Origin of the sequence: Mariprofundus sp. EBB-1, assembly GCF_003665155.1 — a bacterium.
Classification (GTDB): Bacteria; Pseudomonadota; Zetaproteobacteria; order Mariprofundales; family Mariprofundaceae; genus Mariprofundus.
In genome coordinates this window covers 1-12,159 of record NZ_RCFQ01000014.1, presented here as the reverse complement: position 1 = coordinate 12,159, position 12,159 = coordinate 1, and the positions used below count along the sequence as shown (strand labels likewise).

Here is a 12,159-nt window from a genome sequence, read left to right as displayed (position 1 = left end):
TGCAATGATCTAGAGTGATTGCAGCCCGGAACTAAGCTCTTTGAACTGATGATGATCAGGTGTGATCAGGCCATGCCGTAACAGAAAGTCGATCATCACCAGATTACAGTTGGGTTTAAACGCATCGCTCTCAGCCACCATGCGCGCCACACTCTCTATATGCCATAGATAAAACTTGGCCACCTCACCATCGGTGCATACAGGATTAAATGAAGCGGGCAGATTAAGGTCATAACAGTAGATCGTATCCGAGCGCAGTCCGGTTTCCGTTTCGCAACGATACGTGATTACACCTGTAGCCATAGCCTGCGCAGCCAGTTCAGGGGAGATGCCCGCCTCTTCCCCACATTCCTTGGCCAGATTCTCTTCAGCTGAAATGCCAAAGGGAAAACCACCTGCCACCATCTGATCGAGTAGATCGGGAAACGTGTATCTGTCCGCAGCTCGCCGCCCTATCCACATGGAGAGCCCATCTTCACCCTCCACATATCCATTCACATGCTGACCAAATGAACGCACGCCAAACAGAGAAACAGCAGCCCGATCCAGCAAAAACGCAGGCGACGCGCTTCTATCGTTCAGCACTGGATAGAGCTCTCCCATCAGATGATCGATCAGACCAATGCGCACCAACTCGATCAACACCGCTGCCACCGCACCATTACGTTCCTCAAAACGTTGTAGAGCCGGATGCAGTGCCACCTGATGATCATCCACCACAAACACCGCAGGAAAGCGCCGTAGCTCCTCTGCAAAGGCAGGGCGCATCCATCCATAACCAATCGTCCCCACCACAAAGGGAATATAGTGCTCCGGGTTCCACCGGTTACAGAACGCGATATGACGCAAATAATTCATTCAGACTCACACCTTCGGGACAGATTAAACTCACCCGTTATTTTTTCATCGAACGTAGAATACAGCACAACAGCTTTTACCCGCTCGTCATAGCACCGGAGGAGTATCCCGCCAGTCATACGATTTACGACAGATAGCGTTGTTGCAAGCGACGGTCATCCAGCCATGACTCCAACGTTGCCAGGCAGCGATAATGAGCTGCACAATCTCGACTAAAGGCTTCAAGCTCGGGCTGCATTAGACATATCGCAGCTATATCGTGCATGTCCTGCTGCCCTGCTGCTATGCACTTGCTGGTAATAAAGTCCCTTATATCAGCAACGCGAAGGCCTGCCCTGATCTCAAACATTCCGCTCGAAATTCCGGTTTCCGAGGCTGGCAACACCTGAAAATCGATATTTTCAAACTGTCCATGCACACCCCAGCTCAAGTCGCCCGGTTCACTACTTCGCCGCACATTGGAATCGATGCCGGCATGCTGCAGACGCTGCATAATCACCTCGGGATCGAGGTCAGCAGCAATATCGACACCTCTGGTAAAGCGTTCCACACCATAAACAGCTCCGCAGATGCCACCGATCAATACACCTTCGGGATCGAGCAAGGCTAACAGTCTGGCGGCTGCCTCACTGAGCTGCATCAAGCTTCACCTTGAACGCGAACATATCATCGAGCCGTTGCAGCCGTTGCTGATAGATACTCTCGACAATAGAGACTTGCCGTCCATTGCGAATGTCGGGACGGACATTGACCAACCCGGCGGCGGCAAGTTCTTTCACATGATCAAAGACACGCCGGTAGTTACGCCCGCATTGATTGGCCAGCTGATAGATCGAAAGCGGCGGCGATTTTTCAATCTGCGCCAGCAACTCAGCTTTCCTTCGTGTCATTTTTGTCATATATGACATATTGGTGAAAAAGGTAACAAAAGCAAGCACAAGCTACTGCCACGCTTCCCCCGCTTTCAATGATCAATGAACTGCTTCTATGTCTTATCAGGCCGCGCAGATGCCGTATTTAGGCAACACATCGTGCAGAATATCAAAGCGGTATGCTTGCAGTGCATCGTGGAATAGTTTCCAGTCGGATTTCAGAAATGTTTTCTTAAAGGGAAAGACTTCACGCCCTGTATCTGAAGCTGCAAGTTGGCTGATGGATTTATGTTTCCATGAGCCTCTGCCCTTAGCAATGTATGCCACCTGTTCAGCACCAAATGAGAAACTGCCATTCTCGATTTCTGCTAACCACAGTTTATGGCGCTCTTCCCCTGAATCACCCTGTATAGATTGAATCAGCGCTTCTATTGTCGCCCTATCACCAGCCGGCAAACCGGCTTTAGCATCAAGATCCATCTTCAAATCTTTTGCAATAAAGCACTGCATCGCGCGGCACATATAATCAACGGCTTCCAGAAAGATTGCTGCATTGTTCCGCGTAATGACTTGACCAAGGCCATTTTTATATTCCCAGCTCAGTGATGGACGATCAGGATGGCTTAAAGCGGCACCATGTCCCAGCGGAAACGATTCACTAATAAAAAAGTTGGCGATCTTATTTATCCAGCTGTCATCCAATGCCTGATCACTACTTCCCATACTGTGAACTTCATTGATTTTATGGTTTACGCCGGCAAACCCCTGATGGGCCCAGGTATCGGCATACACATGCATACTGATGCCAAGGCGATGCAGGGCATATGGTTTTTCATGATCGGCAACACACAGTCGAAGCATATCCTTAGCAACAAAACTATTGGGTTTACAGACCAGTTTATTAATGAATTTACCTTCCGGGTTTTCTCCAGCTGGTTTACCACCATTGCCGGGCAAGAAGTGATAAGGGATCCACACCTGATGGTTGGCCAATTCTTCAGAATTGCGATAATCCAGCATTTTATGCGCCGAAGAGATGCGACTATACATCGCACCATTTTTAAAATGAATCGTACCCGAGTTCGTAGCGTCATCCACATATTGGGCGCTATAAGCAATGATTGAAGCTTTTTTCTTATTAAAGCCCGCCAGGCGTGCTGCAATATACGTTAACGTATGATGGCCATCGATTTGCATAATCCCCTCCGCTTATCCTATTAGATATATAGAGCAATCATGCACGAAGGTCAAACAACGCTTCTTCAACATGCGTGGCAGATAGCTGTTTTAGCTCCAGCAGGATCAGCTCAATCTATTTAGCCCCCACGCTCGGATTATAAGAACAATTCCGAAGTCTGGCACCGTCATGATCTGATCTGCTGAATGAGCGTCACTGCCTGAAACAACTTTCACTAGTGTGATTAGGGTCGTATTTTAAGCCGCAGGGTTTGCTACGCTCCAGTCAATGGAGGAAATGACCATGTCCGAATCGCATCCGTTCTCAATAACAGAGCGCAACAGTTTTCATTTCAGGGATAGAGATCTTGAGCTTGAGCTCTCTCATCACCCGCTCTCAGGCAGAGTCACGGTCACATTCAATGGTGAAATCGTATCGGATGAGCGCATTACTTTGCCTGGCTTTGGTTATGATTTCAATTTCGATGGCCATGCTTACACCCTGATTCAAGCCCGGTCCGAAGACCGCAGCTGCACAACTTATTATCAGTTAAGTTGTGACGGTGAAGTGATTGAGCGCTATGAGATTGTACCGACACGAAAATTCGCGCCCGCCATCGGCCTTGTCGCCCTCTGTGTGGTAATAGCTTTTCCGGTAGCCGCCGGTGAACTCTCTGAGGCATGGATGGGTATTTCAGTGCTCGATTGGAGCATAGGAGTGAAACTTGCTACCAGTGTTGCGGCAGCATTGAGTGCCATAGGGCTATGCGCAGTAGCCTTCCATCGCGGAGTTTTCGGACAACTGAACATCAAAAACCTTATGGGCCCCGACCTTTAAACATCGCTCGCCTTTTTGCATAGACTTAGCCATGGTCATCACTATGCATTAAGCTGCCGGGATGCTTCCTAAACCACCACCAGACTACCTTGCCGGATATCCCGCAGAACAGACAGAGAACATCACACAGCAGATAGAGCAAGGCCTGCTGGCTGAGGAACTGCTGCAAAAGTACCCGCAAACCCACACGGTGCGTACGAACAAGGCGCTTTATGCCTATGTTATGGAAATCAAAAACAGCCACCTGCGCAAATCAGAGCAACTCGACAGAGTAGCTTTCGACAGCAAACCGCACATCACCCACAAGGCACTGGGGCTTCACGCCCACAAGTCCAGGTTACAGGGGGCAAGTCTCAGGGCAAAACGTGAAGTGATCGTATCAACGCTGTTTAAAGATATGCCGCCTGAATTTTTGCGCATGATGGTTGTGCACGAACTTGCACATTTAAAAAGCCGCGAGCATGACAAAGGGTTTTATCAGCTCTGCTGCAATATGGAACCGGACTACCACGAGCTGGAGTTTGATCTACGGAGCTATCTCACCTTGCTGGAGATCACCAATAAACCACTTTGGTCCAGCCTTTCGTAGCCATACAAACCGCAGGCGGTTTGATTGCTCACGCCTAAACGGCAGACAGGTTCAGATCAGATAAAATCAGATAGCTGTTTTATTATTGGTTCTCACTATTTTCCAGCCTTTATCGGTTTTAATGCGGGTCCATTTCGCTGGTTTTTTGTTCTTTTTATTCTCTTCCGACCATGCCTTAAAATCTTCAGCACCCTGCTTTGTCATGTTCCAGAGTGTTTTAGATGTTGAGACAGTCCAGTCGGCGGCACTACTGATACCGGCCTTAGCTTTATCTCCAACACTCGCCTCAGAAGCTGATACCAGCGCCGGTGTAGCCATCAGGGTAATTAGAGCAGCAATCGTAATTATTGTCTTTTTCATTGTGACCTCCGTTCTGGAGGCAATTAAAACGATTCCCCTAAGCGATGAATGTGCCCGCCATCACATTGCGCGAAAATTCCACACCGCCCTCTTCCCCTGAAACAACTCAAGATTCAAGACCTGGCACCGCCACTTTTTCTTTCGGTACTTCATGGTCTTGTTAATCCTGATACGATGCTGGCTCCTTACGAGATGGCTCTGAACAATATGAATGTTGCCGAGCGCAAGGCATGGGCGGATACCGTTCGTCCAAACCTTCCTCCTGGCCACTTGGTCTATTTCGCAGGAGAGTGCTACAGGAAATACCTGCCCGATGGTGAAGTCCCAATGAAATCAATGGGCATTGGAATGCAGCTACAATGGCTAACAAATAAAGGATGAGAACATGAGCTATCAAACACAACACCAACATTTCACCATGCCCGATGGCGTAGTTATCCCCGAAGGATTTGAAGATACGTCCTGGATCGACGATGCAATGCCCAGCTTTTACAATAAAGCACTGAATGCATCTCTATGGATAGATTATCCTAAAGAAGAATCCGAGATGAATGCTGACAATGACTGGATGCAGTTCAATGTAGATACCAGTTCAATGACTAAAACAGGCGATTACAACGACACTGCCAAAGTACACCCATTCAAAACATGGGAAGAAGCGAATGCTTTCATTAAAAGTCTGCCGGCCATTAAGAGGAGATAGACTCCCTCAAAACAGAGTTGCAGGATAACTCTGGCCCACCAATCCATTATCCCCTTAGCTGATCCCCACACCTATATGAACGGAGCCCATGTTTCTGTTGAATATGCACAGGAGCATATTGCTCATATCTATGCTCAAGTTTCATCAAAGTTGGATAAGAAATCTAAGGCCAACAGAGCATCGACATTGATACCTTGTAATGGGCTCAGGTATATCTCCAACCGAATACCGAGCCCGCCTGAGCTAATGCTACTACACCTTACGCATAACCTTCATCAAACAACTCAATAACTCATGCCTGAACCCGTTATTAACAACAATACCGAAGCCTGGCACCGTCATTTTATGATCGACAAACACCACATCTCGGTGTCGCTCCAGAAAACCTTTATCAGGCACAAAACGCTCGGGCAGTGTAATCGCCTGCCCCGCCAGCGGATGAAAGAACTGTTGCACAAAGGCTTCGTTTCGCTTTTCCAAATCTCTTGAAAGCATCACACGAAATTCGTCATCCAATGTAATCAGGCCGCGATCAAAGGCTTTGTCGTGCAGGGCGGATAGACAGAGGCCGTTGCGCGGATTAAGTCGGTTCTCCTTATCCTTGCTCCACGGCACGATATGACTGGCTATCAACAGGCGCGAGTCCGACAAACCGGACATGCAACAGCGACCCCTATAACTACTCAGTACAGCCCTGCGAAAGAAGTTTTGGCGAATACGCTGCTCAGTAACCACGCGCCGTGTCTCACCCGTAAAATCATCAACATCTTCCGGCTCCGCATCTTCTATCGCGTCACTTTGAGCTATCCCCTTCTCTGCTCGCAACTGCTCATGAATATGCAGGCACTCCAGCGCCAACCGATCCCAATCAGCATGGAACTCGTCCCAAACCTCGCGATCTAGTTTTGATGCCCCTATCAGTCCAACTCGTCCAGTACTGGTAATCGCCGGATCAAGGCTGGCGATATTACTCAGCTTCATCGCCACTGCACCGGGCGACCGCCCAATCAACTTAGCAAGCTCAATAATCTCCGGAGTCCGCTGATCCAGCTTTCCAAACGGCAGCTGGCAATAAAGGTTGAAGCCAAGCTTAACTTGCTCTTTCGTCCAATATTTAACTGTCATAACACCATTACTGTTTGCATCAGGACTCTCCCATTAAACAGTTAGCTTAGAGCAACAGCTTGATCATTGCATCTGATGATTCGATCAAAACGCGCAAAACAAACTCAGGCAGCGCCCCTCGCGCAGTCCAATATCACAGGCCTCGTTTTAACACCCAGATGTCAAGCCAGGCACCTTCACATTTGGAACTGAATTTCACGCCAGTCGTGCGCCACCTCCGTAACCAGATAACAGACCCGATAACGGTGTGGATACCAGCCAGAATCCACTGATTGCTGTCATCGCCATCCACCACTGTCCAAAGATGCGAAGTAGGTAATGATTTCACCAACTCCAAGTCAGCACCATAGGCTTCCAGTCCGATTCCGCCCCAAACATCGCAACTAGCTTGCGGGTGCAGATAAGGCCGAAAGAATTCGTAGAACGCATCTTCGTGCAGTGTCAGCATCATTCAATCACCTGTAAGCCAATCGACACCAAATAATCAAACGTATCGTCATAAAAATCTGAATCTCGCGTCGGATCTTCGGCATCGCCCTGCGGCACTACAATCACCATTCCCTGCCTTGCTCGCGTAAGCAGCACCCGATAGGCATTCTTCAAATACATCTGCCGCTCAGCTTTGTTGATGCGCTGCCACTTATTGCCCCGGAAAGAGAAATGCTTCCAACCCTCTTGGCTAAATCGGAAATCCGCATCCCAAGTCACGCAGGCCCAATCAAGCTCCAAACCTTGAATATGGAACTCGGTTGCCACGTCTTCGAGATAGTAGGACGAGCGCACATCGTCTTTCCCCTCAAGGAACCAGTGTACCGGATTCATTGGCGACTTCACATCAATCGCATGCGGTTTAAGACGGGATGCTTGGGATGAAACAACTATGCCATACCGCTCTGAGCCGCGCGCTTTTTGCTTTAGCCACGACTTCGCTGACTTCATGCATCGCGTCACTACGATTGGATACTTGTCTTGTAGTGAGCCCAATGTTTGCCGAGCTGAGTCTACATCCAGATCAAGAATTTGCTTCACCAATGCAGACACATTCTCAGCGCGATAAGAGCGCATCGAGACAGCAAGGTGCAGGTGTTCGATATAGGTCACATCGCGATGAGGCCGAAGCATTCCGACCGCTTCGCCCGCAGCATATTCGCTGTCATGTATTTGCGGAGAGATATACACATGCCAATCGGGATATGAACGGTTAATTGCTTCGATCCACTCGCTAATGCCAGCTTCGCCCGTGTTAATTTCTTGCCCGCCACCGACCAAGCAAACGATAACCGCCCAGTCTTTGTGCCGGTCCATACAAGAGATAAGAAATTCGGGCTCTGACATATCAAAATCAGGAACGCCTTTTTTCTGGCGCATAAAGGCTGTGGTCTGCTTCATATTCCACGCCCGCTGCGCCTCATCAAACAACACTACATGCTCAATGGGCGGCACATTGCTTTGCAGGCAGTCATCACGGAAATGATGCACATTCTGTATCAGTGCTTTGACCGCGCTCCTAGCTTCACCCTTCTTGATTTTCTCGCCTTCAAGAATCGATCGCTTCACCCGATCTCTAGCCAGCGCCTCGGTTAATATGGCGACCAAAGGACCATTACCCGAGAGGAATACACTGTAAAGCTCACTGGCTTTATCCATGTGCTTATTTGCGATGTTCAACCCAACAAGCGTTTTACCCGCACCGGGCACGCCCGTGACAAAGCAGATACATTTCTGATTTGATGAACGAGCATAATTGATGGCCGCTGAAATGGCATCCGTCGTTGCATCCAAATTGATCGCGTCTGCGTCCTTTCGAGATATGTCCTCCACCGAATGACCTTGATAGAGCGACATTGCCGCCTCGATGATGGTGGGGGTCGGCAGATATCTTCCCTGCTCCCAAGCAGCCGGCTCCATGGCCTGCTCTTCGGCAAACTCCAAAACGCCTGTGATCACTTCCGGCAAGATTTGGGCATTACACAGAATCGGAAAAAGTAGGTTATCGTCATGGGGCGTCATTAAGATGTTTATCGGCCCCTGCTTGGCCTTGGTTGCAATCAACACCGGCGCAATCAACAGATCATGGCTCGTCTCATGGAAATTTTTCAGGTCTAACGCGTAATCCCAAACTTGATCGATGTCGTGTCGATGAAATGCGCGCTCACCAACTTTGAATTCGAGAACAAAGATGACGCCATTGATTAGCAACAACACATCAATGCGCCGGCCCATGCGCGGAATCGAATACTCAAAGTAAACCTTCCCGACATAACCAGCGAGCATGTTTTGCAAGAGCACAATCTGTTCTTTCCATGCGTTTTTCTGACTCAGCTCCAAGCTGAACTGATTGTTATCAGCTAACTCGCCAAGCACTTCTTCGACAGAAGAAGCTACAAACTTTTGGATCAAACTAGAATAGTATTCTCTGGCCACTTTCACCTCGTTCCAAAATCAATCTAAATAAATATTTTTGTTATACATTTTTGGTGAATCGTAATAATAATCATAAAAAAATGCGTAAAATAAAGGCCCTTTTCTTAATTACATGCAGTTACCTTGCTTCATATTAAGTTTGCCTTTGCAGCGTGGATAGCTACGGCATCCCCAAAATTGTCTACCTGATCTCGAAACTTTTCTAGCAATCAGTTTCTGACCACATACTGGGCAAGTCGGGGTTGTGTAATCACCTGCTGTTGCAAGTTTAAGTAGTGCAGAAGCTTTATCTGGCGAACGAGACTCAATCAATTTGAGAACGGTTCCGCCATCAATCAATGTAACTTTACTCTTCTTAGAGAATTCTATGGCATCTACGGTAAACGACGAGGTGGTCACAAAATATCCTTTACTAATCCTGGATGCAGCCATGACACCGTAAAATTCTCTGATATGTTTTACCCCTACTGGGTTTGACCACGCCTTGCATTGTGCAATCGCAAGCAGGTTCTTAGGAGACTTTTTATCATAGAGTTCTATATCTATGCCTCCATCCGCACCCAGTTGTGTATTTCGCGCAAGCAAATTGATCTCATTGAACACAGCTTCGCATAGCTCTTCGAAACGTTTCCATTCAATCGACTGCAACAGCTCAAGGCTCCAGCCCGCTGGCTTACTCTCTGATTCAACTCTTGAACCCCACACCGGCTCCTTCACCTTTGATTTAGTGGGGCAACTATAAGTAGAAGGTACGCTCACTTTATTATCCCAAGGGGCTTTAACTGAGCCTCTTCGCTTGGAAGCCCTCGTTGCAGGGATATTTTTTCTTTTTTTATACGTGTCTTTTACCAGAACTATGAGAGATATAATTAGTAAAGCAGTGGCCACAAAGGGAGAAAGAGTGTCGGACATAATTATAAAACTATTTTGAACCGCCGCACCATATTGAGAATTACTGACAGGGGAAATTAACCTTATAATATCAGAAGAATAAAATACTCCTGTAGCAAGAACCCCGCTCACCCACCAGGGCAGGGTAAAGAGGGCTTCAATTGTAGACTCTTTTCTTCTTCTCGCCATATCTAGCTTACCTTACAGACAAAATAAACAGTGAGAGAAAGGACATCGCGCCCCTTTTCTGACATTGAAGCATAATGATTTTAACAACCCGATGAAATTGCTCATAAGCTAAACCAAAAAGGGTAATTCGCTCCTGCGCCCCAGTGCTCCATGTACAAGAACCGAGCTTACGCCCAATCAGGGACAAATAAAGAGTTGTATGCTTGGGCTTGCCTTACCCTCTATTCATGTAAAAGCATTCCAAATAAAAATGCAGATTCAAATTTGAATAATACAGCGGGATCACTGTTGTTTCTCAGTTCGCCTTTTCTCAACGTTCCGTTGCACAGAGCTATGAACCTTTTTTCGTACCTTCATTGTTTTTCGTGCCAGAGCAACTACGGCAAAGAGCGCAAAACCTATCGTCAGATAGAGCGACAAGCCCTCTGCTGTGTGCACAATATCATTATAGATAGGCAGACCCTCTGGACTCTTCTCAGGTGGATAAATCTGCTTGGTGATATTGGGGGCAAAAAAAGCTGCATCCGCTAATACCGCACCTACCCACCAGGGCAGGGTAAGAAAAACAGTATCCAACACAGATGTACTTTTTTCCTGAGCCATATCGCTTACTCCCGAAATGCACGCACTGCTTCTCTTAGCATAGACGGTAGAAGTCGCGAATTAAATCCACTATTTTTTTATGGTATTCATGTCGTGCAGAATAAGCTTAAAGCTCGGGTTTAGGAATTTCCCGGTAGGTAATAATCGGATTATGGCAGATTGGGCATTTATCTTCAGGCATTTCAGTCACTGTCGCACCGCAGACATCATTCACATAATAATGGGTGGGGTTTTTGCGGAAATATTTAAGTAACATGCCGAAAAACATACCTGTACCACCCTTGATTTCCTTGATTAGTGCCCGATGTTGTTTTTCGGCCTGCCAGGCAAATTCGATGTTTCGGATCGCCTCGGCATGGCCCTCAGGCTTAATGCGCTTAAGAAACAGCGGGTACTCTTTATCAATTTCACTTAACTCCACTTCAGTGGCGAATTTCAGGTTATCCTTGGTTTTGGATGCATTGATCGCGCTCAAATCAACTTCGGCCGGAACAACATCCATCAATGACAATAAATATTTAAAACTTTTGGCATGCACCGCTTCCGACACAGCCATCGCGGACAACAGATGGGCGATATTGTCATGCCCTTCAACAAGCGCTGCCTTGGTATAAAGTTGATAGCGGTAACCCGCTTTAACTTCACTGGCATATAGCATCGATAATACAGCAATGGTTTCCGGATATTGAGGCGCCTCTTTTTCGGCAGCTTGTACAATGGCTGAGTTGCCGAAACCGGTAACCAATGCAATAAGAACATACGCCTGGAAAGTGGCGCAAAATCTGGCACTACCCATGAAAAACAAGATACACCTGTTTTCTTATTAATGCATCACTTTAAAACATTATTTCGGATCAACATCCGCATAGATGATGATACCCGCTTCTTTATTTTCATAAATAGCGATCCAGGCATTTACCCCATAATTGGCTTCGGAGAGTACCGCTGATTTAACAACCGCCCGTACTTTTCGTGTACCGTCTGCCTCACCATACATCATATTGCACAGACCAGAGATAGAATAGAACTCTGAATCTTCATCAGAAAGATTGGTGAAACTGAATGTGCAGTTCAGACCGTCATTAGAGAGATGATCACCAGCCATACGTAACGCATCTTCCTGAATATTCAGTACATCGCCATCCTTAATGACAGGCGTGCGGTTGAGAAATATCACATTCGCTTTGCCTTCAAAGGCCTGAAACAGTTGTGCATATGTACCAGTAATCAAATGTTCAAAGGTAAAGTTTTTCTCATGGGTTTCAAATGCAACAATGTTCAGTCGTACTGCATCATGCACAATACCACCGCTATCTTCTTCGTCATCCTCTTCATTGCTGCCCAAAAGAACACCGCCGGAAGCAGCTGCAAAAGCAGTGTAAGAGAGCGAACTGCTAAGACCAATCAGCAGTAATATAGTCATCACACATTTCAACATCGATTGAATCACATCATCCTCACAAAACAATAGTAGAGGATCGTTTGATCCTCTGAGAACAATAATTAACTGATTAATATGACATTGGTGTGA

At 47.1% G+C, this 12,159-nt stretch carries 16 protein-coding genes; 4 read left to right on the top strand and 12 right to left on the bottom strand.

Annotated features, from left to right (window positions below):
* Window positions 1-9: 9 nt before the first annotated feature.
* The 4 genes from D8Y20_RS07380 to D8Y20_RS07365 form a co-directional block, all read right to left on the bottom strand.
* Window positions 10-858: a DUF4743 domain-containing protein gene (locus tag D8Y20_RS07380; protein WP_121542405.1), complete on the bottom strand. Its 849-nt coding sequence runs from the start codon at window positions 856-858 to the stop codon at window positions 10-12.
* A gap of 124 nt (window positions 859-982) precedes the next feature.
* A complete protein-coding gene (locus D8Y20_RS07375) occupies window positions 983-1,498 on the bottom strand; it encodes a hypothetical protein (RefSeq protein ID WP_121542404.1) in 516 nt (171 codons plus the stop codon).
* Window positions 1,485-1,766: a MarR family transcriptional regulator gene (locus tag D8Y20_RS07370; RefSeq protein WP_147434037.1), complete on the bottom strand. Its 282-nt coding sequence runs from the start codon at window positions 1,764-1,766 to the stop codon at window positions 1,485-1,487. Before D8Y20_RS07370 ends, D8Y20_RS07375 begins: the two co-directional genes overlap by 14 nt.
* A gap of 87 nt (window positions 1,767-1,853) precedes the next feature.
* Window positions 1,854-2,927, bottom strand: a complete 1,074-nt coding sequence (locus D8Y20_RS07365) for a DUF6765 family protein (protein WP_121542402.1) — start codon at window positions 2,925-2,927, stop codon at window positions 1,854-1,856.
* 268 nt (window positions 2,928-3,195) lie between these two features.
* On the opposite strand from D8Y20_RS07365, the gene D8Y20_RS07360 reads away from it, so the two are divergent.
* Complete coding sequence (locus D8Y20_RS07360; protein ID WP_236075325.1) at window positions 3,196-3,744, top strand: hypothetical protein; 549 nt, start codon at window positions 3,196-3,198, stop codon at window positions 3,742-3,744.
* Window positions 3,745-3,805: 61 nt separating this feature from the next.
* On the top strand, window positions 3,806-4,333 hold the full coding sequence (locus D8Y20_RS07355) for a YgjP-like metallopeptidase domain-containing protein (protein ID WP_121542400.1): 528 nt from the start codon (window positions 3,806-3,808) through the stop codon (window positions 4,331-4,333).
* Between the two features lie 66 nt (window positions 4,334-4,399).
* Here the strand turns inward: D8Y20_RS07355 and D8Y20_RS07350 are convergent, their stop codons facing one another.
* Complete coding sequence (locus tag D8Y20_RS07350; RefSeq protein WP_121542399.1) at window positions 4,400-4,693, bottom strand: hypothetical protein; 294 nt, start codon at window positions 4,691-4,693, stop codon at window positions 4,400-4,402.
* 48 nt (window positions 4,694-4,741) lie between these two features.
* Between D8Y20_RS07350 and D8Y20_RS14015 the strand changes: the two genes are divergently transcribed.
* The gene (locus tag D8Y20_RS14015) at window positions 4,742-5,074 is read left to right on the top strand and encodes a DUF6884 domain-containing protein (RefSeq protein ID WP_121542398.1); all 333 of its coding nucleotides are present in this window, start codon (window positions 4,742-4,744) and stop codon (window positions 5,072-5,074) included.
* A gap of 4 nt (window positions 5,075-5,078) precedes the next feature.
* Window positions 5,079-5,396, top strand: a complete 318-nt coding sequence (locus D8Y20_RS07340) for a hypothetical protein (RefSeq protein WP_121542397.1) — start codon at window positions 5,079-5,081, stop codon at window positions 5,394-5,396.
* Between the two features lie 252 nt (window positions 5,397-5,648).
* Here D8Y20_RS07340 and D8Y20_RS07335 read toward each other — a convergent pair whose 3' ends face one another.
* From D8Y20_RS07335 to D8Y20_RS07305, 7 genes are all read right to left on the bottom strand, one after another.
* Entirely contained in the window at window positions 5,649-6,521 is an 873-nt protein-coding gene (locus D8Y20_RS07335) for an HNH endonuclease (RefSeq protein ID WP_121542396.1), read from the bottom strand.
* Window positions 6,522-6,654: 133 nt separating this feature from the next.
* On the bottom strand, window positions 6,655-6,972 hold the full coding sequence (locus D8Y20_RS07330) for a hypothetical protein (protein WP_201265576.1): 318 nt from the start codon (window positions 6,970-6,972) through the stop codon (window positions 6,655-6,657).
* Window positions 6,969-8,945 (bottom strand): DUF2075 domain-containing protein, encoded by a 1,977-nt coding sequence (locus D8Y20_RS07325; protein WP_121542395.1) that lies wholly within the window; start codon window positions 8,943-8,945, stop codon window positions 6,969-6,971. Before D8Y20_RS07325 ends, D8Y20_RS07330 begins: the two co-directional genes overlap by 4 nt.
* 108 nt (window positions 8,946-9,053) lie before the next feature.
* Window positions 9,054-10,025 carry a restriction endonuclease gene (locus D8Y20_RS07320; protein WP_121542394.1) on the bottom strand — a complete coding sequence of 324 codons (972 nt, stop codon included), beginning with the start codon at window positions 10,023-10,025 and terminating at the stop codon, window positions 9,054-9,056.
* Window positions 10,026-10,307: 282 nt separating this feature from the next.
* Window positions 10,308-10,628, bottom strand: coding sequence for a hypothetical protein (locus D8Y20_RS07315; RefSeq protein ID WP_121542393.1), 321 nt, complete (start codon window positions 10,626-10,628; stop codon window positions 10,308-10,310).
* Between the two features lie 106 nt (window positions 10,629-10,734).
* A complete protein-coding gene (locus tag D8Y20_RS07310; protein ID WP_121542392.1) occupies window positions 10,735-11,424 on the bottom strand; it encodes a rubrerythrin family protein in 690 nt (229 codons plus the stop codon).
* A gap of 48 nt (window positions 11,425-11,472) precedes the next feature.
* The coding region (locus D8Y20_RS07305; protein ID WP_236075324.1) for a hypothetical protein at window positions 11,473-12,159 on the bottom strand (687 nt) is incomplete at its 5' end.